We start from the raw sequence: 23,271 nt of genomic DNA on the forward strand, positions 1-23,271 counted from the left end.
ATTACATGATCAGGAAAAGGCGGAAAACATGCTTTTATTGAGGAATTTTGCTTGCAATTATTATGGATGTCCACACGAAATTACATGTTGGTGCGAAAATAACCTCACGTTATCGAAGATAAAACTGCGTCATCAAAACGACCATCGCACTTTGTCAGGTTTGAACAAATCATCCACAGCAAAAGATAGAGGCTAAATAACCAGAACGTTATGGTGGGTACGAAGAGCGGATGAGGCGCTCGCCATGGCGTTGAGCATTAAAAGACTTGTGTGTTGTTAACGTCGCTATGGACCACCTTAACGAACGGTCCGGCGAACATTGAGATACAGCAACACTCTAGGAAACAATTGTGCACATTCTGAAGTGCGGTGGTGGGTGAGCTAACGGGTACAGTCAATCTTAAGCATCAGATGTTTTTCAAGCAGTCTGTGGCACGAGCGGTTCGTATGAAAGGCGCTATTACGGTGACGGTGCCGCTGATGTTTCGCTTGCTCCACTCTTTGCTTGTTCTGAAAGAGGCTACAATTCCTGCTTACGGAGCGCCGCGAGTTGTTGTTACTTCAAAGTGCTGGCAAAGGTTTACGGTGTTGAAGCACGCATCGAGGCTTGCAATCCGAAATGACTGATGGGCGCGCGCCTTTACCTCTGCGTAAAGAAAACCTCAAACAAGCAGGCACTTGATGCGGTTTCGTCTCACCAATCGTCGATTTCGGATCGCGGATAAGGTTCGTTAGATGATCTGGTTAGCACCCAAACCTAGGTATAGGTTCGCAACCACATAAATTGCTCTATGGTTTCGCGCAGTCGAATCTGGGGAACGACAAAAGATGTCTAAATATGCAGAGGGCATGCACAAACGAGGCAGTGAACTGGCGGTGGGCTTTGTCGCCCTGGCGCTGGCGCTTGGTGTCTTTTACGTTGATACCTTCACCGATATTGAAGGCGCTATTGCCGTTCTCTATGCCATTGTGCTGCTGCTGGCAGCCGAAGTAACAGGGCGCACAGGCATTATCCTGAGCGGCATTGGCTGTTTCATCCTCACCATCACATCCTATTATGCAACCCATGGCCCGGAGCCGGATTTTCAGACAACCATCCGTCTAGCGGTCGCTGTTGCTGCGGTTGTAGTTACAGCCGTTCTCATTTTGAGAAACAAAATGGGGCAGCAGGAATTGCTCGCCTCCCACGCAGCGCTCAAAGATAGCGAAGCACGCTATCGTTCAATTTTTGATCGCACACGCGTTGCCCTTTGCGAGCGTGATTACTCGCGGCTTCGCCAGCATCTGATCCAGCTTAAGGCGCAAGGCGTCACTGATATTGAAGACTATGCCCGCACGCATCCGGATTTCGTCCGGCAATGTATTGGCATGACCGATACGGTTGCTGCCAATGAAGCAGCCTATGAACTTCTAGGGGTTGATCTTGGGCAGGCGCATCAACTCGGCAGTCTCTTCGTACCACGTAATGACCAATTTGCGCATGTGTTGCAGGCGCTGCTCGATGAACAGCGCTATTTTGAGAGCAAGGTCGAATTTCACACCCAAAGTGGTGAAGAGCGGCTGGCGCTGCTCAGCATCAGTTTCCCCAGCGATCCTGCCGCTTTCAACCGCGTTGTGCTGAGCATGGTCGATATTACGCAGCGTGAACTGGCGCAGAAGGCGCTGGTGGAAGCACAGGCTGAATTGACCAAAGCTTCGAGGGCCGCAACCGTCGGTGCCTTGTCAGCCTCGCTTGCCCATGAACTTAACCAGCCGCTTGGCGCCATCATGCTCAATGCGCAGACGGTGCTGCGATGGCTCGACCGCGAGCCCCCGGACCTGACCGCTGTGCGGCGCTCTGCCGAACGGATCATTCGCGATAGTGACCGCGCAAGCGAGATTATCCAGAACACGCGCAATATGCTGAGCCAGGCCAAACGGCGGGTGGAACCCATCGACCTCACCATGTTGGTTCGCGAAACCATTGCGCTCATGGAACATGAGCTGCAACGCAGCAGTACCCAGGTTCGCATGGCACAGACTTGGCGTTCGCCGGTAATTGAGGGCGTGCGGATTGAGCTTCAGCAGGTGATTATCAATCTTGTAACCAACGCCATTCAAGCGATGGAAGCATCCAGAACCCGCTCGCGTTCCATTGTGATCACCATTGGCCGCATCGACAATGATCATGCCGTGATCAGCATTCGTGACAGCGGACCGGGAATAGATCAGGATACGCTCAAGCGGCTATTCATGCCCTTTCATACAACCAAGGCTTCCGGTATGGGCATGGGGCTTTCGATCTGCCGCAGCACGGTTGAAGCAAGCGGTGGAACTCTGACCGGGACCAATCACGAAACAGGTGGCGCGGAATTTGAAATGCGCTTGCCAATCAATTGGGAAGTGCAGGATGCCTGAGATACGCAAGCCTCAAAAACAACTAAACGACAAGCCTGTGGTCTTCATCATCGATGATGATCCGTCGATGCGGGAATCGCTGGCGGATCTGTTTTTATCCATGCAGTTTGATGCGGAAGCATTTGAAACAGCGGCAGCCTTCATGGCCAAATTCCAGGATCAATCACGAATGGAAAGACCGGGCTGCATTCTCCTCGACGTTCGTTTGCCGGGCATCAGTGGCCTTGATTTCCAGAGCCAGCTTGAAAAGTCGGGAATTCGCCTGCCGGTGGTTTTCATGACGGGCTTTGGCGATATTCCGATGACGGTGCGTGCGATGAAGGCAGGCGCCGTCGATTTTCTCACCAAGCCCTTCAAGGAACAGGATGTGCTGGATGCGGTGAGTTCGGCTGTGCAGCGCGATAGCGTGCGCAGACAGGAGGCAGCGCAAAATCAGGCTGTCGTCGAACTGGTGCAAACATTGACCCCGCGCGAGCGGGAGGTGATGGACGCTGTTGTCACCGGCAAAATGAACAAGCAGATCGCCTTTGATCTTGGTATCAGTGAAGTGACGGTTAAGCTTCATCGTGGCAATGTCATGCGCAAGATGGATGTGCGATCTCTTGCCGATCTGGTTCGCAAGGCAGAGTTTATCAGCGAAACGACAAAGTGACCTGTATCTAAGTATGGTATATTTGTGCTCTGCCAGAGCGCATAAAGGGCCTTAAGCTCATCTCTAAAAACAGGAATCGTTTTCGGGATGCGCGATCAGATTCTAGCAATTCAAGGTCCAATATCTTGTCCGCAGCGCAAATTCATACCATAGCCATCGTTGATGATGATCAGGGCATCCGGGAAGCTCTCGACGATCTCGTCAAATCTTGCGGTTATGAAAGCCGTCTTTTCGCTTCAGCCGAAGAGTATCTCGCCTATGAGGCGCAATCGGATATCGATTGTATGCTGGTTGATGTGAAGATGCCTGGATTAAGCGGGATTGAACTTCAGGCCGAACTGAACAAACAGACGGCTCACCCGCCGATGATCTTTATGACATCCTTTGAAGACGACCGTACCCGTAATGCGGCCATGGAAGGCGGCGCTTTCGCTTTTCTGGGCAAGCCGGTCGACGTGACTAAACTGCTCGATCATCTTGAGCACGCACTCCGATTGTAGGCTTGGGAAACAACATACCAATCGCCGGGGATAGATAGACCTCGGTATAGATGTGGCCCTTTCCCTTCTCTCGTAAACTTCTCCTGCATCAGAAATTGTTGCCGCTGGCAACGAGAGGAGAAGCCGCCATGACCACCCATCGCATAGAGACAAAGAGCGCCGACGATCATTCCAGCAAGCCGACATTCGGCAATCCTGATCTGCCGCCGGAAGGCGCAATCAACGCCAATGCCGGAAGTCTGACCGATCCCGGCCCAAAGAACCCGGCGCTCAACGCACAATTCCCATCTTTCCAGAATCCGCCGGCAACCGATATTGGCGATATGCAGCTCTTCTGGGGCTCATTCAACGATGCGCCAAAGCGCATTCAGAATGGTGGCTGGGCGCGTCAGTTGACACAATCCGACTTTGCAATTTCCGCGGAAATATCCGGCGTCAACATGCGCCTGAATGCGGGGGGTGTTCGCGAGATGCACTGGCATCGCGCGGCCGAATGGGCAATCATGACCAATGGTCGCTGCCGCATTACTGTTCTGGACACTGCAGGCCGCGCTTATGTGCAGGACGTTGAAGCCGGTGATCTTTGGTACTTTCCAGCAGGCTTTCCGCATTCCTTGCAGGGGCTCGGTCCTGATGGCTGCGAATTTGTTCTGGCATTTGATGAAGGTGATCAGTCCGAATACAATACGCTGCTGGTAACAGATTGGCTGGCGCATACACCGCCCAGCATTCTTGCCAAGAATTTCGGTATCGATGAAGACGCGATGAAGTCGATCCCGCTTAACAATCTCTGGATTTTTCAGGGTCGCGAGCCGGGGGAACTTTCTAACGACCAGGAAGAGGTTTCATCGGCTGGCCTGCCTCCGTTTCCCTTCACCTACAAGCTCAGCTCTGCAAAGCCATTGAAAGAAAACCGTTCCGGCACCATCCGCATGGCTGACAGTTCGGTCTTCAAGGCTTCGACTACAATTGCTTCCGCAATCGAGACGATTAAGCCCGGCGGTGTCCGCGAGCTGCACTGGCATCCAAATGCCGACGAATGGCAATACTGGATCAAGGGCGAAGGCCGCATGACCGTTTTCGATGCAGGCCCACGCGCCCAGACTGCTGATTTCAGGGCTGGTGATGTCGGCTATGTGAAGCGCAGTCAGGGCCACGTTATCGAAAACACCGGCACCACCGATCTTCAATTCGTCGCTGTGTTCAGGACGGCGGAATATCAGGAAGTGTCGCTTTCTTCATGGCTGACGCATACGCCAGCGGATCTTGTTGCACAGCACCTCAATATTGATGTTGTCGATTTGCGGAAGTTGCCTTCCGACCAGCCGGGCATGGTGCCTCGTTGATGAAACCAACCAGCAAAAAAGGCGGCCAGTGGGCCGCCTTTTTTGTAATCGAAAGCAAAGCTTTCGATTCTCTTTAATGTAGGGCAGCGAAAGAGCTGCGAACACGAAAAGCCACGAATTGGATGACCAGCGCTATGATGGCGAGCGAACCGCCGAGCAGGCTTACATCAAGCCAACCGCCATGCTTCCACGCAAGTGTTGAGAGTGCCGCACCTGCCGCACCACCGAGGAACATAGCTGTCATGAAGATGGTATTAAGGCGGCTCCGAGCTTCAGGGTCAAGTGCATAGATAATGTGCTGATTGGAAACGAGAGCGCCTTGGATGCCGAAATCAAGCACGATCACGCCGACGACCAACGCGATAAGCGAAGACCAGAGGCCGAAGATCATCCATGAAATCAGCGTAAGGATGGCCCCCATAAGCACGACAAAGTGCGGACCTTTGCGGTCGGCAATCCGGCCTGCAAATGGCGCTGCAAAAACACCAACTGCGCCCACAATACCGAAGAGACCGGCAACATCTGCGCCCAAGCCAAATTCAGGTGTTTGCAGGTAAAGCGCGAGAATGGTCCAGAAGGCCGTGAAGGCTGCAAAAAGTGCTGCCTGCGTCAGTGCTGCAATGCGAAGGGCGCTGTGCGTTTTCCAGATTCTAGCCAGCGAACGGATCGCTGTGTGATAGCGCATATGCGATGTTGAACGATGGTTAGGCAGCGCGAAAAACATCAACAAACCCGCAAAGAGCGCCAGCGGCACACCGATCCAGAACATTTCGCGCCAGCCAGCATGTTCACCGACAAAGCCGGAAAGCGTACGGCTGAACAGAATGCCCGAAAGGACGCCCGCCATCACCGTGCCGATGGTCGCGCCGCGCTTTTCAGGCACAGCAAGCGAAGCCGCAAAAGGCACGATCTGCTGTGCGACTGTCGAGCTTGCACCCACGATAAGCGATGCAATCACCAGAGCAAGCGCCGAGGGTGCTACAGCCGCAATGGCAAGCGCTACTGCCAGAATGATGAACTGGCCGATAATCAGCTTGCGCCGGTGAACAATATCCCCCAACGGAAGCAGGAAGAACAAACCAGCGGCATAGCCAAGCTGCGTGGCGGTCGGGATTAGGCCCGTCACCGGATCGTTTGGAAAATCGGCTTCCATGATTCCAAGCAATGGCTGATTGTAATAGATATTTGCAACCGCCACGCCGCTGGCTACGGCCATTGCGAACAGAGCCCCTTTGCCGATACCAGCGCTGGCTTGCCCGGCTTGCGTTGAAGATTGGCTTTTATCGTCCATTTTGCTGCCCTCTTGTGGTTGGTCCCGAGGAAAGTGGGAGGTGCTTTCCGGCGGAACGATGCGTGAAAAACTTTTGGATAGGGCGGCTATCAAAGGCACCTTGAAGCGAGAGCCGCTCTATCGCAATCGGTGCCTGACTATCTAGCTTTTTATCGATTTTCGTTTTAGTGATCTTGAACGATCTGCCTGCATAACGAAAAATGATATAATGAATACGGATGACGTTGTTGTATTTCTGGCGGCAGTGAATGCCGGAAGCCTGGCTGAAGCGGCCCGGAGGCTTGGTCTTCAGCCGATGGTTGCCACACGCCGTCTAGCTGCTCTTGAAACAATGCTTGGTGTCCGGCTGCTGCATCGCACGACACGTTCGCTTTCGCTGACACCTGAAGGTGAAACCTTCCTGCCTTTTGCGCGCGCCATGATTGAAAATGAAACCGAAGCCAAAGCGCTGCTGCGGGCGGAATCCAGAGGTGCGGCAGGTCTTTTGCGTGTTTCGGTTCCCGTTGCCTTTGGCCTTCGCTATGTCACGCCGTTTGTGCCGCAGCTGCTTGAGCAGAATCCAGAATTGCGTATCGCGCTGGATCTCACGGATCACTTGCCCGATCTGGTTGCGAGCGGGACGGATCTCGCGATCCGCATTGCCCGACTGCGCGACAGCAGCCTGATTGCGCAGAAGCTCAGCGACAATCCTCGTTGCATCGTTGCAAGCCCGGACTATCTGGCAAGACGCGGCATACCGCACGCGACTGATGAGATTGCAGAGCATGACTGCCTGCCGCTTGGCTCTGCAACACACTGGACTTTCTCGACTCCCGAAGGCGAAAAGCACATTCGTCTAAACGCCCGCTTTTCCGCCAACACGATGGAGGGCTGTTATGCCACCTGTCTTGCGGGCGGTGGGCTTGCACTTCTATCGACCTGGTATGTGAGTGACGATGTGAAGACGGGGCGTCTGGTCAGGCTCAATTTCGGTGAGGCAAGACCTGAAACACTCAATATCTGGGCGGTCTATCCGACCACCAGACTGGTCTTGCCGAAGGTCCGGGTTTTCATTGCTGCCTTGAGGGAGGCCATTACGGCATCGGCTGAAAACTTTCACGCGTGAAACGTCAGTAGATTTCCGCGACTGCGAGATTTGCTTTGACATTGGGACGTGTCTGATAACGGCGCCAGGCGCTTGGTGTGGTACCGGTGATACGGCGGAACACGCGCGACAGGTGAGCCTGATCGGAAAGGCCACAATCAAGTGCGATTTCACAAAGGGGCGCATTGGAGTTGAGCATCTTGTCCTTGGCAAATTTGACACGGCGTTGGATCACATAATTATGTGGTGAAACGCCAATGCTGTTCTTGAAGGCTGCCGAGAAATAGCTGGTGCTGAGCTTGACCTGACGCGCCATTTCATCAAGCGAAATCGTGTAGGAAATGCGCTCATCGATAAAGCGGCACACACGCTTGATCTGCCAGGGCGCCAGTCCGCCGACAACGATCCGATCCGCTACATCATTGCCGTCAACCATGCGTGTGCCGAGCAGGCTTGAAGCCTGATTGACCAGATCGATAGCGATTGTTTCATCTTCTTCGAGAAGCTGTACGGCATTCAACAACAGGGTAGAGACCTTGATTGATGTCTCGCTTGCGAACTTGTCGAGGGGAAGGCGTGGCTGCTTGTGGTCAACTGGTGTTGCGAAATGTGACATCATTGATCTCCCGTAAAATCGTTGAACTGCGTTTGGATATGGGAGGATTTTGGGATGATGCGGCGCTGTACGAAATCGTACTATGAGTGCAAAACCATACACCTGAGTTTTTGCTACTCTATACTTGTGTATAGGCTGAGCGGGATTGTGCTTCACCTCGCGCACAAACGAAAAAAGGGGCCGACGGCCCCTTCTTTTGTGTGACTGATCCTGCAATCAGCCGTTTGTACCGCGCAGCGTTTCAAACAGGAACCAAACGCGGCGTTCGCCTTCGTCGATCCAGTTTTCGAGCAGGCTTGCGGTTGCCACATCGCCATATTCGTCGCAAAGCTCGTGCAGCACGCGCATACTTTCAACAAGCGCCTTGTTGTCGTCGCGCAGCTCGGCGAGCATTTCATGCGGATGCACAAACTCCGCATCATTATCGAGAATGCGCTGGTGGCGCGAAATATCGCCGATGGAGCGCAGCGTGTTTCCACCAAGCTTGCGTGCGCGTTCTGCCAGATCGTCGGTGATCGCAAAAATCTGATCGCCCTGTTCGTCCAGCAGTAGATGATAATCGCGGAAATGCGCGCCAGACATGTGCCAATGGAAATTCTTGGTCTTAAGATAAATGGCAAACACATCTGCGAGCAGAGCAGTGATACCGCCTGAAATTTCCTTCACGGCTTCTTCCGAAAAACCGCTTGGTGTCTTGAGAGAGGCAGAGCGACGGGATTTTACATTATCAGTCATGATGATGGTCCTTTCGTTCGTAAATGCGTGTTGTCGGTTTGAGAGCAGGAGGATTCTGGCGCGCGCCCTAAGGCAGACTTCAATAAAGGGCGTGGAAAATCATGGCAGCTCAGCCAGTCAACCGGCAGGTCGACGGGTTCAGGCAGCATATCAAGACCGTCACGCACGCGCTCTTCAAACAAGCGAGGTTTCTCAGTCATGACGGATTGCCTTTATAGCGTTGCACAAATGCATACTGTATGGGCCACGAGCCGTAATCTTGCATATTTCGATGCCATTTGGATATGGCATCGCGATCACAAAAGCGAAAACGGCAAGAGAAGGTCCGCTCGCCGTCCCGCTTCGGTATCGAGCCGAATTTACGACTGGATGAATTCCAGAACGTCGGCGTTGAACTTGTCGGCTTCGGTCTCCGCCAAACCATGCGGCGCGCCGGGATAAACCTTGAGCGTTGCATTTTTCACGATCTTGGCGGTCTTTTCGCCCGCGGCTGCAATTGGCACGATCTGATCGTCATCGCCGTGGATCACCAGCGTCGGCACTTCGATCTTTTTCAGATCATCCGTGTAATCGACTTCCGAGAACTCGCGAACGCAGTCGTAGAGCCCCTTGATCGAACCGACCATGCCCTGCAGCCAGAAGTTCTCGCGCAGGCCTTCATTGACCTTGGCGCCTTCGCGGTTGAAGCCGTAAAATGGCAGCGTCAAATCCTTGAAGAACTGCGATCTGTCGGAGCGGGTGCCCTTGCGAATGCCGTCGAAGACTTCAATCGGCGTGCCTTCGGGATTGTTTGCAGTCTTGAGCATCAGTGGCGGAACGGCACCAACCAGCACGGCTTTGGCGACGCGGCTATTGCCGTGGCGGCCAATATAGTGAGCGACTTCGCCGCCCCCGGTCGAATGTCCGACAAGGATCACATCCTTTAAGTCGAGCTTTTCGATCAGCTCTGACAGATCATCGGCATATTGATCCATGTTGTTGCCATTCCATGGCTGATCGGAACGACCATGACCGCGACGATCATGCGCGATAACGCGATAGCCTTTCTCAGCGAAAAATAGCATCTGCACGCTCCAGGCGTCGCCCGAAAGCGGCCAGCCATGCGAGAACAGGATTGGTTGACCTGTGCCCCAGTCCTTGTAGAAAATCTTGGTGCCGTCTTTGGTTTCGATGAAATTCGTCGTCATGGCCGTAGATCCTTTTGCTTGGGAGGAGAGGACTGGACCCGGCTTCAAATGCATTCGCTTTGAAGCTCTGATCTGCCATCCGATCTACAGGCGTGCGCGCCGAGGGTCTTGATGATTTGCCGGGTGTTTGGACAATTGCGGGATCGTCAAAGCAAAAGATACGAATGACCGCTCGCAACGAGCATTCGCATGAAAAATCGAGCAGTCTGCAGCTTATGGGTTGCCGTCGGCAAGACGCTTTATGCCAGCCATACTGATGACGGTTAGTTTCTGACGGCCGCCGCGAACGAAACCCTGACCTTCCCAGTTGCTGAGGATACGCGATACAGTATGCAGCGTTGTTCCCGTCATTTCAGCGATATCCTGGCGGGTGATGGGGAAGTCGATACGGATACCATCCTCTTCCTTTTTACCGGCTTGCCGGGCAAGACGCAGTACGGCGTGTGCAACGCGACGCTCAACTTCCTCGGTCGACATCTCGCGGATTCGGGTATGGGCTTCTTCAAGCCGCTTGCCGATGGTTTGGATTGCATTCATTGCCAGGCCAGGATTCTGTTCGACGAAATAGTCCCAAAGTTCTGTTGGCCATGCCAGAACAATGCTTTCGGCAACAGCCATTGCCGTGCCGGGATAGTCGCTCCTTTGCAAAGCCTTGGCGAAGCCGAATAGGTCACCGGGATGGACCATGCGAACGATGATTTGCTGTCCGTCTGGAGTTACCTGATTAACCTTGAGGCGGCCGTGAAGCAGCAAAAAGAACAGGACGGCATCATCGCCCTGTTCAAAAATGGTTTCGCCCGGAACGACACGCCGCGTTGAGGCGTAAGACACAAGCTTGTCCAGCTCGTCATCGCTCATCTTTGCGAACAACGATAGTTTTCTGACAAGCCCGCGATCTATCGTGGCCATCACGCATCCCCTACTAAAAATCCCCGTTGTCGCTTTAGCACAGCAAGAGGAATAAGGGATAGTCTCGGGGGCATAAAATGGGGCATTCAAGCATAAACCATCATATTGAGAATTCTTTCAGCCGTTTCAGCACGACCGCATACCAGCGACCGTCGCGAACCAGACGAAAGCCCAGATTGTCGGGTGGCACACCAACGCTACAGCCGCCTGTCTTGGGGTTGCGGATGAAAGAGCTCATGGCGGCACGGTGCTTACCATTGACCACATAGACACCGCAAACAGGTGTTTCGGCAACGATTTTGCCATACGCATCGATGTTCACGCGGCGATGACAGGTCTGTGTCCATTCCCATACATTGCCGGCAACGTCTGCGATGCCAAGTTCGTTTTCACCAAATGCACCTGCGGAACGGACTTCAGGACTGCGCTCGAGCTTGCGCGCGCTCTGCTGCTCATAGTCCTTGAGCCACCTTAAAGCGGGGTTGGCTGCGGCATCGTCCTCAATGCCCAGAGCTGTATCGGTAAAGCGTGAACCGGCAGCAAAAGCCCATTGCTCGTCGGTCGGCAAATGCCAGATTTCACCAGTCTTTTGCGATAACCATTTGGCATAGTTTTCCGCATCATCGTAGCTCACGCCGACAATGGGTGCATTGGCGCCCAATCCGTTTCGATTATGCGGTAACGTTTCCGCCGGTTGGCAGAAACCATCGGCGATGCAACGCTCATAGTCGGATGCGCTGACCTGATATTTCATAATCTCAAACGATTGCGCGAGTTTGCGCGTCGTCAGCGGTGCATCCACCGGATAATTGTTCTTTTGAAAGTCGCCATCAGCGCGATAGGTCATGCTGCGCGGCGCAACGACAATGGTCTGCGGGCGCTCAAACTGGGTATCCCGAGAGCTGCGTTCTGCGCGTCCTGCGGCATCCACCACAAACAGACCCGCAACCACCGCCAGCAAGACAGCCGGCACAGCCACGGCCAACTCCCGAAGGCGCTTCTTCTTATTACCTTTGGTCATTTGGTGTCACGGAGCCGCGTCCTTCAATAGATACGGCTCCGAGCCTTTCCTTATTCGACAATCACCAAAGAAGTGTCCGTCTTTCGTTACATCCCAGACGGCGCCAGAACCGACGTCATCAGATCGTCATTCCATTCGCCGGTGACTTTGAAATGCGCGGCTGCACCCAGTTCAAAGGCTTCGATCAGATTGTGGTTCACATAGGCATAGATGCCGGGTTGCTGGAATGTGTAGAAGGCTGCTGCCGCGGCTCCGCCCGGAATGAACCAGGTTTCCTGATCGAGATCTGGCGGTGTGTTGAACTTGCCAGTTGCCCAGACATAGTCACCATGTCCGCCGATGAGGTGAGGTCTCGTATCGCGATTGGCTTGCGAGTGAACGATCAACACCTTCTCGCCGACCTTGGCGGTCATTGCCTTGTCGCCGGTCAATGCACCGACTGCACCGTTAAAGACAACATGCGTCGGTATCAGTGTACGCATCACCTTCACAGTGTCTTCATATGCATCACCTGGAGCGTCGTATTTCTTATACTGACCAGCTTCATCGCGAGGCACATAGAAGTCCTGCTCGCCGACATAATAGATCTTGTCATAAGAAAGCTTGTTACCCTTGCCATCGTGCAGTCCATCGCGTGGCAACACCATGATCGCCCCATTCATGCCCGAGACAACGTGCCAAGGAACCATTCCGGGAGGTGCGCAGTGGTAGACGAAAACGCCGGGCTTGGTGGCCTTGAAACGAAGGACCGTCTTCTCACCGGGGTTGATTTCCGTCAGTCCACCGCCACCCAATGCACCGGTTGCCGCATGGAAATCGATGTTGTGCATCAGCGTGTTGGTTTCAGGATTAATGAGTGTCAGTTCAACATAATCGTCCTGATGCACGACCATCAGCGGACCGGGAACGGTGCCATTGAAAGCCATGGCATGAACTTCAGTCCCCGCATCATCAATGACGATTTTCTTTTCTTCGATCACCATCGTAAATTCAACAACCTTCGGCCCACCCTCTGCGGCCTGGCTGTGAGCGTGGACGAATGGCGGGTTCACCAGTTCCACTTTCTGCCGGGGTAGTGCTGCAATTTCCGCTGCACTGGCCTTCCGAATTGCGCCATTACCCCAGGCGGATGTTGTCGCAAGCACCGGGGCTAGCGCACCAGCGAGTGCTGCTCCTGCCAGTATCGTGCGGCGGTTGATCTGCATCTGGTCTGCCATCGATTCTCTCCTATACGATAGGACCGAGCGCTCTTTGCTCTGTCGTTTTATGTATAGGAGATCCGGGAGGTTCCTTCCTTGACCGCAATCAACATGGGTCATAAATCGAGGAAATAATTATCTTGTATTTACAATGATTTACGTGAAATCAACCAAGTTTTTAAAGGCTTATTTGCGATAGCACAAAGGACGATTACAGCCTGAGCGTGTTGTTAAAAGTAAAACCAGCGATTGATAAATTTCAATCGCTGGCCTTCGCGAAACGGTCGTAGCCATGCTTTCTATAAAGACAGGCCGGTGAAACGAGCTTGTATTTCCGGCAGTGCCATCTCCGGCATCCATATGGGTTCATATGTCAGCTCGACATTGACGCGTGAGACGCCCTCGACCGCTTCCACGCAAGTTTGCACGGCCTCAAGGAGAAATCCTGCAGCAGGACAGCCGGGTGTGGTCGTAGTCATCTGAACGTTGACCAGCCCGCCGGATACGATTTCGATGTGATAGATCATCCCCAGATCAACCAGATTAAAGCCCAGCTCCGGATCGAGGATCAGCCGCAGTGCATTAAGGATCGCATATTCGAGTTGAGCATCTTTTTCGCTGTGCATGGTTTTTTCCTCACGCTTCACCAACACGGATCATGATGCGATAGGCGCTGCCTGTTTCATCGAAGTTGCCGACCCATTCGTGGCCTCGCCGTTCAAGCTCTGGAAATAGGAAGAGTGGTTCGCGGTGCAGCAAAGCAAACAAAACGTCGCCGCGTGTCATACCTTCGAGTTCTGCCAGTATATGAACCATTGGCTCAGGTGGTTGCATGTCTGAGCAATCGAGATAATGCGAAGGGTCAGGCCAGATATCGGGCGAACTCACATTGTTGGAAAGCTGGATTTCCGGCACCGCGTCTTGCGTTGGAGAAAACAGCGTTTGCCAGTCGCCGTCACCGATCGATTGCGGCTCTGCACGAAACCCTTTGCGTTCCATGACGGCAAAAAGCGGAACCGGTTTGAAGGGTGTTACAAGCAGAAGACTCTGGCCGGGCAGCAGATTTTCCGCGGCATCCATGATTGCCTGAAATGGCTCCACCCCGCTTTCGAGCAAGGGACGCACGTCCAGCTCACGATGGGTGATTTCCTGAATGGATGATGTCATTTTAACCTCCTAAAGCGTGTCGCCAGGCTGTGATAAAACGCGGCGCGCTTTAAGCACGGGCGCACCGGCATGAATAAGGTTGGGCAGGATCACGCCATTGGGCAGGCGCAGATTGGTTGGTACGTCAAGAAGCCGCCGGGCGCGGAAGAAGTGAACGCTCAGAGCCAGAATGGCGATAAGGCTGAGTCCGGATGACAGTCTGAAAATAGTCAGATGGTTGAAGATCAGGGCCAATGTGCAGAACCAAACGCTCCCATAATAAAGGATGAACCAGTGCCGTGCATTCTCCTCGCGCACCAAGTCCTGAACACGCGGCGTCTGCACGCGGCCCATGACAGGGCCATAGCATTCGAGCCAGGTGAGAAACGGAACGATTTTATAAAGCTGTGCCAGGCTGAGGCCTGAAAGCCAGCCGAAGACGAAGAGATAAACGAGTGCTGCGACCATCTGGTCGGTCACACCGGTCGAGAGCATCGTCAGGGCAAGCACCATGGAAATCAGCAATGCAGCAAAGGCTGAAATACTGGCCATGCTGTTTAGTTCGATCGCTTTGCGTTTGCGCTGCAGATAGATCGCACGCACGTCAAGAGCATAAAGAGCAATGCAGGCAATAGCCGGAACAAGTGCGATAGATAGGACAATCGCTGGCTGACCGATGCCGAATGCAAAAACTGTGACGCTAAGGCCGAGGGTCGTCAGTGCGGTAACACCGAGCCACCATAGAAACCTGGTTCGTTTCGTGTTGCTGTCTGGCGAAAGCATGAACATGGTGAGCAATCGATAGCTTACACCCATCGCGGTGAAAGTCATCCAGCCGCCAAGTGCAAGTGCTGCATGGATAGAGACAGTTGATCCGGCGATTTCAAGAGCCATGATCTGCTCCGCCGCACCGGACAGGACAAAAGTATAAAGCCCACCAAGACTGGCAACGATCAGCAGGCAGCTAATGCCGACGGCCACAAAGCGCGTTGGTATCGAAATCGGCCGTGCTTTCCAGATGGTCACACCAAGCATTAGAACGATCAGCGAAAAGCCTGCCATCAAAAGCAGCCCGGATATGGGAAGCAGCGCAATTGTATCTTCAAGCAATCCGGCCATTCCGGCGAAGCCCAAAAGCAGTCCGATCAAACCAGCAAGCAGCAGCATCAGGGCTGGCAGTTGAGCGGAACTGCCCCAAAGCGGCTTTGCAACCAGAACCGGCACAAACTGCAGCAGCGCGCCGCTCATCAGCAGTGCCAGCCAGCCGATAGCGATGATATGGACGAGAATGAGAGTTTCTGGTGCCCGAATTCCGTGGAACGGAAAACCAAAGCCGCCTGCCATCATTCCGACCCCGATTATGAGGAAGGAGAGGGAGGCTGCAAAATAGGACAAAGTCCAGCGGGAAAGCGCGGCACCGATCATCTCAAACCTTGATGAAGAACAGCTTAGTGATGGCCGCAAGTGCATTCATGGTCTGAACCATGGATCTTGCGCCGTGCAATTTCGACACGCCAGATAGGACCGTTCTCTTTATAAACCCATAAAAATTCATCGGGATTCCGCGTTTCCAGCTGGCGGCGCAAGGGTACCGGATCGTGATCGTTGACGATCTCCAGCGCATCACCCGGCTCCAGCGTATCGATCATGGAAAAGATCGTCGCATGTCGCGTGATGGGCGGAATGGTGCGCACGTCGATGACAGGAATTGCCGAAACTGGTTCGATTGGCATTATAATTTTCCCAGGCCGTCATTGTCGAAAGATGATGACGACAGCCAGCGCCATCATGAGAGCTTTTCTAATCTGATTAATGAGAGGCTGCTTTGTTGCATCTCAAACAAGATGACGAATAATGGCTCTCAGGCAGAACAGCCTTGTTCTGGATCAATTATGATATGTTCGTGCTCCACTATGATGCAGATCCTGGAAATGTTGACTGAAAAACGATTTCTGAGGTGTAACTTGCGGATGATATCAGATCTCTTCGATCATAACCGGCAATGGGCTGCGGAAAGAAAGCGGGAAGACCCTGGCTATTTCAGGCGACTGTCTGCCATGCAGCGACCGGAATATCTCTGGATCGGCTGCTCCGATAGCCGTGTACCCGCCAACGTAGTAACGGGCTTGCAGCCGGGCGAAGTTTTCGTCCATCGCAACGTCGCCAACCTAGTCCATCGTGCTGATCTCAATCTGCTTTCCGTGCTTGAATTTGCGGTGGAGGCGCTGGAGATCAAACACATTATCGTTTGCGGCCATTATGGGTGCGGTGGCGTCCGTGCAGCAATGGATGGGTATCGTCACGGGATAATCGATCATTGGCTGCAGCCTGTTCGCGATATTGCGCAGGCATCAAAAACCGAACTGGAGGCCATAACGGATCAGGAAGAGCGGTTAAACAGACTTTGTGAGCTGACGGTCGTTTCTCAAGTGCAAAGCCTTTCCCGAACCCCCGTTTTGCAATCGGCATGGAAGGATGGAAAGAGCGTTGCTATTCATGGTTGGATTTACGGCCTTAAAGACGGATTGCTGCGTGATCTTGGCTGCAATTGTACCGGCCCCGATGGTCAATTGTCCTGTACGGATGCAGACAGTTAAGACAATCTAAGCGGGGGCTTATCCAAAAACTTTCCGTTTTTCAGATTCGGCGGCAAGCAAGGCTTCCAGCATTAGGTCTTCAGAGAGGATGTGGCGGCGAAGGCTCTCGAGAAAGCCGCAGATCATATAGGCCACCGTATCGGCTGCGAGCAGGCATCGGCCTTCAGTCACGGCTTGCAGAGTTTCTGCAAGTTCTTCGACTGCAAGCCGGTCGCACCGGTGTTCAGCCTTCAGTCGCTCAATAACCACCGTTGCAAAGCCTGATCCGCCATGATGGTCGAAAGCCGGAAATAGAATTGTCTCCTCCAGCCAGTGGGCTTCTGAAAGAAGCGCAGGAATTTCTTTGGCGAGTGCCTGATAATCGAATGCTGCCGCGGCACCGGTCGCCACATCTTCCCCAGCTTCTTCGAGCTGTAGGCACAATCTAAGCAAGGCATTATGGTGTGTTTCCAACCGACTGATATCGGCTGCTTGAAGAGAGGAGCCAGCGGTCATGTCCGGTCGCTCCTATTGACCGAAGAACAGCACGATGGCGATCACAATTGATGCTGCAACGGCCGACAACGTACCTGCACCCTGCAAGGCGCCCATGCGGTAAAGAACGAGCGAGAAACCGATAATGGCGGGGGTAGCCACCATGAGCCCGATCTGTGCATCTGTCATTGAAATATTCCTTTGCTCTGAAAACGCATAATGCACCTGCGGTCGCGATTTTTCTTTGCCAAAACGCAAAGAACAGCATGGCTGCTCAGTCTAGGCATCACTCATGCTTGGAACGAAAAATACAGCCTTTGCGGCAACGATTTCGGATGATGAGCCGGAGGAAAGCCTCCTGCTTTGGATTCTCGTCTGGAGTGAACTCATCACCTTTGCAGTTTTGCTGATTGCCTTTCTGGTGATGTCGATCACCAATATTTCAGGTGTTGCCCACATGCGGGCGCATCTCAGTCCGGGTCTGGCGGCTGCCAATACGATTGTCTTGCTAATGAGTGGCTGGCAGGCAGCAATTGCCGTGCGGCGACGACATAATGGGAAGGAGGCACGATATCCGCTTTTGTGCGCAGCGTTTTTTGGTCTGACTTTTGTCGTCGTCAAATTCATCGAATATGCGCATGAAATCCAGTTTGTCGGGGATGAAGCGACAGGCTCATTTTTTGAGCTCTATTTCCTCCTCACCGGCTTTCACCTCATGCATGTGCAGTTTGGATCGATCATTCTGGCGCTGGTCGCTTGGCGGCCAACCGCTTCCAATGTTCTGCTCATCACCACTCTTTGGCACGCCATTGATCTTGTATGGCTGGTGATGTTCCCAGTCCTCTATCTTGCATGAGGCAACGAATGAGAAACCAAGACCACATGTCCTTAAATCGCACGTTGCTCATCCTGCTTGTTCTTGCGCTCACTGGCGCACTGATTGCCAGTCTCAGCCATGGAAGGTTGATGGCGATTGTGGTCGTGCTGATTCTCGCCTTCGCAAAAGGCTGGTTCGTCATCCTGGACTTTATGGAAATGCGCTGCACGAAAGGGGCGCTCAAGCCTGCCTTGCTTGCGTGGCCCGCTGCTTTGCTCACACTTGCGCTGGTGCGTTCTGTCGCAGTGCGCTTCCTGCTTTGAAGAACAGCTCTGGTCTTTGCCAAAACGCAAAGACGTCTTTCGCCTGCCCGATAGAAGGGTGAAGTCCCGCGATGCTGGTGAGGGGTTTGACGAGCCGCATAATCGACGGGGGATCAGAGCGCATCCCGAAAAGTATAAAACAGCTTTTGGGCAAAGATGCGCTTTAAGACAAATACTTAGAGCGCCGATCTGGTCCATTCGGATCGAGATGCGCTCGAATGCCGAGGCTCTGCCTTCGGCCAATGAAAGGACGAAGGGGATGGCAGAACGCCTAACCAAGACCGGCGCCCGAAATGTCTTCTACGGCGGTTCTATTTTCTTTTTCGCGATCTTCGTGGGACTGACGGCGCACAGCCATTACTACATGAAAACCACATCCACGGATGAAACGACGCTCACTGATGCGGTCGCGCGCGGCAAACACATCTGGGAGAAAAACTCCTGCATCAACTGCCATACGTTGCTGGGGGAGGGCGCCTATTTCGCGCCCGAACTGGGCAATGTCTGGAAGCGTTGGGGCGGCGAAGAAGACCCTGAAGGGGCTCGCGAAACGATGAAAGCCTGGATGCAGGCGCAGCCTACCGGAATCGAGGGGCGTCGTCAGATGCCGCAGTTCAACCTGAGCGAACAGGAACTCAACGATCTGGCTGATTTCCTTGAATGGACAAGCCGCATCAAGACGCAGGACTGGCCACCCAATGAGGCGGGCTGAGGCGCGGGATGAACGGAGTTTTATGATATGAAATATGAAAGCCAAAAGGTTGCGATGCTCTATTTTTATGGAGCGCTCGTCCTGTTCGTAGCACAGGTCGCATTCGGTGTTCTTGCCGGTACGATCTATGTCCTGCCCAACACGCTCTCTGAGCTTTTGCCCTTCAACATCGTCCGCATGATCCACACCAATGCGCTGATCGTCTGGTTGCTGATGGGCTTTATGGGTTCAACCTATTATCTCCTGCCCGAAGAGACAGAAACCGAACTTTATAGCACCAAGCTTGCTGTCATCCAGTTCTGGATGTTTTTTGTTGCCGCAGGTGTTGCCGTTGTGGGGTATCTCTTCAAAATCCATGAAGGCCGGGAGTTTCTCGAACAGCCCTTCATCATCAAGGTCGGCATCCTCGTCGTCTGTCTGATATTCATGTTCAACATCACAATGACAGCCTTGAAGGGCCGCAAGACCACAGTCACCAACATTTTGTTGTTCGGTCTATGGGGATTGTCTCTGTTCTTCCTCTTTGCGTTCTATAACCCGGTCAATCTCGCCATCGACAAGCTTTACTGGTGGTATGTGATCCATCTCTGGGTTGAAGGTGTGTGGGAGCTGATTATGGCTTCGATCCTGGCCTTCCTGATGATTAAGCTCAATGGTATCGATCGCGAAGTCGTCGAAAAGTGGCTCTATGTGATCGTTGGTCTGGCCCTGTTCTCAGGCATTTTGGGCACAGGACATCATTATTACTGGATTGGTGCTCCTGGTTATTGGCAGTGGATCGGCTCGCTGTTCTCGACGCTGGAAGTCGCCCCGTTCTTCACCATGGTCATCTTTACCTTCGTGATGACATGGAAGGCTGGTCGCAAACATCCAAACCGTGCCGCATTGCTCTGGTCGATCGGTTGCTCGGTGATGGCATTCTTCGGTGCAGGCGTATGGGGCTTTCTGCACACGCTATCCTCCGTCAACTATTACACCCATGGTACACAGCTGACTGCAGCCCATGGCCACCTCGCCTTCTTCGGGGCCTATGTCATGCTCAACCTTGCAGTCATGGCCTATGCCATCCCCGAGTTGCGCGGCCGTGCGCCCTATAATCAGATGCTCTCCATGGTGAGCTTCTGGGCGATGTGTACGGCGATGTCTGTCATGACCTTCGCACTTACTTTCGCAGGGGTGGTGCAGACCCATCTGCAACGTGTATTGGGCGAAAGTTTCATGGTCGTGCAGGACCAGCTGGCACTGTTTTACTGGATACGTCTGGGTTCCGGCGTCGTCGTCGTAATCTCTGCCTTCATGTTCATTTGGGCGATGCTCGTTCCAGGCAAGGAACGCCGGGAAAACGCAACTGGCTTTGTACAGCCCGCTGAATGACTGACACGAAAGCCTCGCCTGCGGGCGAGGCTTCTTCACTGAGAGCGGCTCCAGTTAAAACTGAATAGCTATTGCCCCTCTAATCATTTGTTTTCTTGCATTTCCTCACGCAAAGGCTCTTCGCACTTTTGCTGCAAATGCTTTGACCAAAGGAAGACGGTCATGAACAGCATCCTCAAGAACGTTGAAGTAATCGATTCATCGATTCCCGCTTACAGCCCATCCGGCAGTGAATGCGCCTTGTTTGAAATGGCATGGGAACGAAAGCTACCGCTGCTTCTTAAAGGCCCGACCGGCTGCGGAAAGACGCGCTTCGTGAGCCATATGGCAGCGAAGCTCGGTCTGCCGCTCTCAACCGTTTCCTGTCATGACGATCTCGCAGCAGCTGATCTGACTGGCCGCTTTCTACTTAAAGGCGGGGATACGCATTGGGTTGATGGGCCATTAACCCGTGCGGTGCGGGAAGGTGGCATTTGCTATCTCGACGAGATTGTAGAGGCACGCAAGGATGTGGCCGTGGTTCTGCATCCACTGACTGATGATCGTCGCGTTCTGCCGCTTGAGCGCACCGGCGAACTGCTCGAAGCGCCAGAACATTTCATGCTGGTTGTGTCGTATAATCCCGGCTACCAGAACTTGCTCAAGTCACTGAAGCCCAGCACACGCCAGCGTTTTGTGGCTATCGAATTTGATTTTCTGCCCAAGGATCAGGAAATTGCGGTGGTGAGTGCGGAAAGCGGACTTGATGCCCATCAGGTTGCGCCGCTTGTGGCGCTTGCTCATCGTCTGCGCGGCCTGAAAGGACATGATCTTGAAGAAGGCGTTTCCACACGTCTGCTGGTTTACTGCGCGTCATTGATAGACGCTGGCATGTCACAGCGTGAGGCTGCTCGTGCCGCCATGATCGAACCGCTCACCGACGAGCCGGACGTGAAGGCAGCATTGCTTGAAATCGCCGATGCGATGTTGAAATAGGCAGATATGTCATGCTGGATTTTCTGGAGCTTGAGGAAACCGTTGGCCGGGCCTGGCATCGGCTTATTGGTAAGACGGGATCTTGGCCGCAATATCCCGGCCAAACGGTAAGGCTTGCCGATATTCGCCAGAGGCTTGCCATCTGCTTCCGTGGTTTTGGCGGCGATGTTGCGGTGCAGATTGCGCCAGCGCGGGCAAGAACTTCCGGGCATCGGCTTGGCTTGCGGCAGCGTATGGCTCTGGGTGAAGAAAAACTCAGCCACCCTTTGCGCGATGAAGCAACGCTGATGTTACCGCCCGAGATTGCGCTCTTTCCTGATCGCACACTGAATTATGATCTCTATGTCTGGCTCGCGGGCTATATGGCGATCATGCCCACTGATATGAGTGCTGTGCCTGATGATCCGTTACGCCGCGATCTTGCGACGCTCGATATGGGTGCAGTAACGGCGGCAAAAGCCTGCCAATTGTTTCCGGGGCTTGAAGATCGCTATGCGCGGCTCTGCGATGCGGTGCTGGAGGCGCGGCCAAAAAGACGGCTTAATCAACTCGAGCAGCTTGTCGAGGATCGGGTTATTTCCTCGTTGAAAGAAGGGGCCGGGTTGCCTGATTTCAGCCTTGCAACGATTTTCCCTCATCGCGCACCTGCGGGCTATTTGCCGCTTCTTCCGGTGCCGCTTTGGCCGGGATTGATCCGGCGCGATGAAACCACATCGCGGAACGCAGAAGATGAACCTGTGCACGACTCTCATGCCGAAGGTTCGGAAACAGGCCGACAGATAGCGCAGCGCGAGAAGCAAGATCCGCGATTTGCTGACAGAAGCCCGTTCATTCTCAATCGCTTTGAGAAAATTCTCGCCATGGCTGAAATGGTCAGTGTTGATCGACCTTCGGATGATAGCGACGAGCAGAATGCCAAGTCGGCTGACGAACTCGATGATCTAACGCTGGGCGAGCGCAAGGGCAGACCCGCCTCACGCTTTCGCTTTGATCTTGATCTCCCACCAGAGGCGGTGGACCACAGTATGCTTACCGCCAAACTGACCTATCCTGAATGGGATTACCGTAGAGCGACCTATTTGCAGGATCACTGTAGTGTGCTGCTAGCGCCTGTGAAGGATCATGACGATGCGCTTAAACTGGATGACGAGGCGCTCAGCCTTGTACGAAAGGTCCGGCGTCAGTTTGAAGTTTTGCGACCTGGACGCGAAATGATGCGCGCGCAACTCGACGGCAATGATCTCGATCTTGATGCTGTGGTACGCTCGCGTTGTGATTTTGCAGCCGGTGGGCAGGGCAGCGAACGTGTGCATCTGATGAGCCGTCCTCAGGCCAATGATCTGGCAGTGACGATCCTTGTCGATGTCTCGCTTTCCACTGATGCCTGGGTGGATAACCGTCGGGTGCTTGATGTGGAAAAGGAAGCGTTGCTGGTTCTCGCCAATGGCATCGCTGCCTGCGGTGATCGCTGTTCGATCCTGACTTTCACCTCACGGCGACGCTCATGGGTACGTGTTGAAACGGTGAAAGATTTCGACGAGGCGTTCAGCCCGATTGTTGAGCATCGCATCGCAGCGCTCAAGCCGGGCTTCTACACGCGTATGGGTACCGCCATGCGTCACGCCACGGCAAAGTTAACCGAGCAGCACAATCGCAAGAAACTCCTGCTGCTTCTAACCGATGGCAAGCCGAATGATGTCGATCACTACGAGGGGCGCTTTGCATTGGAAGATACCCGACGGGCATCAAATGAAGCGCGTGCGAAAGGCGTCAGCGTTTTTGCCGTGACGGTTGACCGCCAGGCAAATGCTTATCTGCCTGCGCTCTTCGGTCACGGGGGCTTTGCAATGGTCGAAAAGCTCACGAAATTGCCGATTGCTCTGCCCGCAATCTATCGAATGCTGGCGGGATAGCTT

Annotated in this window: 26 protein-coding genes; 12 read left to right on the forward strand and 14 right to left on the reverse strand. The window is 53.6% G+C overall.

All coding sequences use genetic code 11. The features are described 5' to 3' along the window. Positions 1 to 828: 828 nt before the first annotated feature. From QSJ70_RS07120 to QSJ70_RS07135, 4 genes are all read left to right on the forward strand, one after another. Positions 829 to 2,397, forward strand: a complete 1,569-nt coding sequence (locus tag QSJ70_RS07120) for a sensor histidine kinase (RefSeq protein WP_285535355.1) — start codon at positions 829 to 831, stop codon at positions 2,395 to 2,397. Beyond that, positions 2,390 to 3,049 carry a response regulator transcription factor gene (locus QSJ70_RS07125; RefSeq protein ID WP_285535357.1) on the forward strand — a complete coding sequence of 220 codons (660 nt, stop codon included), beginning with the start codon at positions 2,390 to 2,392 and terminating at the stop codon, positions 3,047 to 3,049. The genes QSJ70_RS07120 and QSJ70_RS07125 overlap by 8 nt, the downstream gene beginning before the upstream one ends. 125 nt (positions 3,050 to 3,174) lie before the next feature. Beyond that, positions 3,175 to 3,549, forward strand: coding sequence for a response regulator transcription factor (locus tag QSJ70_RS07130; RefSeq protein WP_285535359.1), 375 nt, complete (start codon positions 3,175 to 3,177; stop codon positions 3,547 to 3,549). A 128-nt stretch (positions 3,550 to 3,677) separates the two neighbouring features. Next, a complete protein-coding gene (locus tag QSJ70_RS07135) occupies positions 3,678 to 4,895 on the forward strand; it encodes a cupin domain-containing protein (RefSeq protein WP_285535360.1) in 1,218 nt (405 codons plus the stop codon). A 73-nt stretch (positions 4,896 to 4,968) separates the two neighbouring features. Here the strand turns inward: QSJ70_RS07135 and QSJ70_RS07140 are convergent, their stop codons facing one another. Further along, positions 4,969 to 6,186: an MFS transporter gene (locus tag QSJ70_RS07140; protein ID WP_285535362.1), complete on the reverse strand. Its 1,218-nt coding sequence runs from the start codon at positions 6,184 to 6,186 to the stop codon at positions 4,969 to 4,971. Positions 6,187 to 6,394: 208 nt separating this feature from the next. Between QSJ70_RS07140 and QSJ70_RS07145 the strand changes: the two genes are divergently transcribed. After that, positions 6,395 to 7,291, forward strand: a complete 897-nt coding sequence (locus QSJ70_RS07145; protein ID WP_285535364.1) for a LysR family transcriptional regulator — start codon at positions 6,395 to 6,397, stop codon at positions 7,289 to 7,291. A 4-nt stretch (positions 7,292 to 7,295) separates the two neighbouring features. On the opposite strand, the gene QSJ70_RS07150 is transcribed toward QSJ70_RS07145, so the two are convergent. The 11 genes from QSJ70_RS07150 to QSJ70_RS07200 form a co-directional block, all read right to left on the reverse strand. Beyond that, positions 7,296 to 7,886: a helix-turn-helix domain-containing protein gene (locus tag QSJ70_RS07150; RefSeq protein WP_285535366.1), complete on the reverse strand. Its 591-nt coding sequence runs from the start codon at positions 7,884 to 7,886 to the stop codon at positions 7,296 to 7,298. A 216-nt stretch (positions 7,887 to 8,102) separates the two neighbouring features. Next, positions 8,103 to 8,621, reverse strand: a complete 519-nt coding sequence (locus tag QSJ70_RS07155; protein WP_007877542.1) for a Dps family protein — start codon at positions 8,619 to 8,621, stop codon at positions 8,103 to 8,105. Further along, positions 8,618 to 8,821: a hypothetical protein gene (locus tag QSJ70_RS07160; RefSeq protein WP_285535369.1), complete on the reverse strand. Its 204-nt coding sequence runs from the start codon at positions 8,819 to 8,821 to the stop codon at positions 8,618 to 8,620. Before QSJ70_RS07160 ends, QSJ70_RS07155 begins: the two co-directional genes overlap by 4 nt. A gap of 159 nt (positions 8,822 to 8,980) precedes the next feature. Next, the gene (locus tag QSJ70_RS07165) at positions 8,981 to 9,808 is read right to left on the reverse strand and encodes an alpha/beta fold hydrolase (protein ID WP_215777774.1); all 828 of its coding nucleotides are present in this window, start codon (positions 9,806 to 9,808) and stop codon (positions 8,981 to 8,983) included. A 213-nt stretch (positions 9,809 to 10,021) separates the two neighbouring features. Next, positions 10,022 to 10,717, reverse strand: coding sequence for a Crp/Fnr family transcriptional regulator (locus tag QSJ70_RS07170; protein WP_007877544.1), 696 nt, complete (start codon positions 10,715 to 10,717; stop codon positions 10,022 to 10,024). 100 nt (positions 10,718 to 10,817) lie between these two features. Then, a complete protein-coding gene (locus QSJ70_RS07175; RefSeq protein ID WP_215777772.1) occupies positions 10,818 to 11,738 on the reverse strand; it encodes an SUMF1/EgtB/PvdO family nonheme iron enzyme in 921 nt (306 codons plus the stop codon). An 86-nt stretch (positions 11,739 to 11,824) separates the two neighbouring features. After that, the gene (gene nirK, locus QSJ70_RS07180; protein ID WP_285535377.1) at positions 11,825 to 12,955 is read right to left on the reverse strand and encodes a copper-containing nitrite reductase; all 1,131 of its coding nucleotides are present in this window, start codon (positions 12,953 to 12,955) and stop codon (positions 11,825 to 11,827) included. Positions 12,956 to 13,236: 281 nt separating this feature from the next. After that, entirely contained in the window at positions 13,237 to 13,563 is a 327-nt protein-coding gene (locus tag QSJ70_RS07185; RefSeq protein WP_285535379.1) for a metal-sulfur cluster assembly factor, read from the reverse strand. Between the two features lie 10 nt (positions 13,564 to 13,573). Beyond that, positions 13,574 to 14,104 (reverse strand): DUF2249 domain-containing protein, encoded by a 531-nt coding sequence (locus QSJ70_RS07190; protein WP_285535381.1) that lies wholly within the window; start codon positions 14,102 to 14,104, stop codon positions 13,574 to 13,576. Positions 14,105 to 14,113: 9 nt separating this feature from the next. Beyond that, positions 14,114 to 15,508 (reverse strand): hypothetical protein, encoded by a 1,395-nt coding sequence (locus tag QSJ70_RS07195; RefSeq protein ID WP_285535383.1) that lies wholly within the window; start codon positions 15,506 to 15,508, stop codon positions 14,114 to 14,116. A 23-nt stretch (positions 15,509 to 15,531) separates the two neighbouring features. Then, positions 15,532 to 15,816 carry a DUF2249 domain-containing protein gene (locus QSJ70_RS07200; RefSeq protein WP_285535385.1) on the reverse strand — a complete coding sequence of 95 codons (285 nt, stop codon included), beginning with the start codon at positions 15,814 to 15,816 and terminating at the stop codon, positions 15,532 to 15,534. Positions 15,817 to 16,053: 237 nt separating this feature from the next. On the opposite strand from QSJ70_RS07200, the gene can reads away from it, so the two are divergent. Next, complete coding sequence (can, locus tag QSJ70_RS07205) at positions 16,054 to 16,680, forward strand: carbonate dehydratase (protein ID WP_285535387.1); 627 nt, start codon at positions 16,054 to 16,056, stop codon at positions 16,678 to 16,680. An 18-nt stretch (positions 16,681 to 16,698) separates the two neighbouring features. Here the strand turns inward: can and QSJ70_RS07210 are convergent, their stop codons facing one another. Together QSJ70_RS07210 and QSJ70_RS07215 are read right to left on the reverse strand one after the other, a co-directional pair. Continuing rightward, the gene (locus QSJ70_RS07210) at positions 16,699 to 17,175 is read right to left on the reverse strand and encodes a hemerythrin domain-containing protein (RefSeq protein ID WP_285535389.1); all 477 of its coding nucleotides are present in this window, start codon (positions 17,173 to 17,175) and stop codon (positions 16,699 to 16,701) included. Between the two features lie 12 nt (positions 17,176 to 17,187). Further along, positions 17,188 to 17,343 carry a hypothetical protein gene (locus QSJ70_RS07215; protein ID WP_007877560.1) on the reverse strand — a complete coding sequence of 52 codons (156 nt, stop codon included), beginning with the start codon at positions 17,341 to 17,343 and terminating at the stop codon, positions 17,188 to 17,190. Between the two features lie 103 nt (positions 17,344 to 17,446). Between QSJ70_RS07215 and QSJ70_RS07220 the strand changes: the two genes are divergently transcribed. The 6 genes from QSJ70_RS07220 (at position 17,447) to QSJ70_RS07245 (ending at position 23,268) form a co-directional block, all read left to right on the forward strand. Then, positions 17,447 to 18,010 carry a cytochrome c oxidase subunit 3 gene (locus QSJ70_RS07220; RefSeq protein ID WP_285535398.1) on the forward strand — a complete coding sequence of 188 codons (564 nt, stop codon included), beginning with the start codon at positions 17,447 to 17,449 and terminating at the stop codon, positions 18,008 to 18,010. An 8-nt stretch (positions 18,011 to 18,018) separates the two neighbouring features. Then, entirely contained in the window at positions 18,019 to 18,294 is a 276-nt protein-coding gene (locus QSJ70_RS07225) for a cytochrome C oxidase subunit IV family protein (RefSeq protein ID WP_285535399.1), read from the forward strand. Between the two features lie 259 nt (positions 18,295 to 18,553). Further along, complete coding sequence (locus tag QSJ70_RS07230) at positions 18,554 to 19,006, forward strand: c-type cytochrome (protein WP_007877569.1); 453 nt, start codon at positions 18,554 to 18,556, stop codon at positions 19,004 to 19,006. A gap of 27 nt (positions 19,007 to 19,033) precedes the next feature. Continuing rightward, positions 19,034 to 20,380, forward strand: a complete 1,347-nt coding sequence (locus tag QSJ70_RS07235) for a nitric-oxide reductase large subunit (RefSeq protein ID WP_285535401.1) — start codon at positions 19,034 to 19,036, stop codon at positions 20,378 to 20,380. Between the two features lie 162 nt (positions 20,381 to 20,542). Then, a complete protein-coding gene (locus QSJ70_RS07240) occupies positions 20,543 to 21,355 on the forward strand; it encodes a CbbQ/NirQ/NorQ/GpvN family protein (protein WP_215777755.1) in 813 nt (270 codons plus the stop codon). Positions 21,356 to 21,366: 11 nt separating this feature from the next. Beyond that, the gene (locus QSJ70_RS07245) at positions 21,367 to 23,268 is read left to right on the forward strand and encodes a nitric oxide reductase activation protein NorD (protein ID WP_285535404.1); all 1,902 of its coding nucleotides are present in this window, start codon (positions 21,367 to 21,369) and stop codon (positions 23,266 to 23,268) included. Positions 23,269 to 23,271 lie beyond the last annotated feature (3 nt).

The sequence above is a fragment of the Brucella sp. NBRC 12950 genome, from assembly GCF_030268145.1.
Classification (GTDB): domain Bacteria; phylum Pseudomonadota; class Alphaproteobacteria; order Rhizobiales; family Rhizobiaceae; genus Brucella.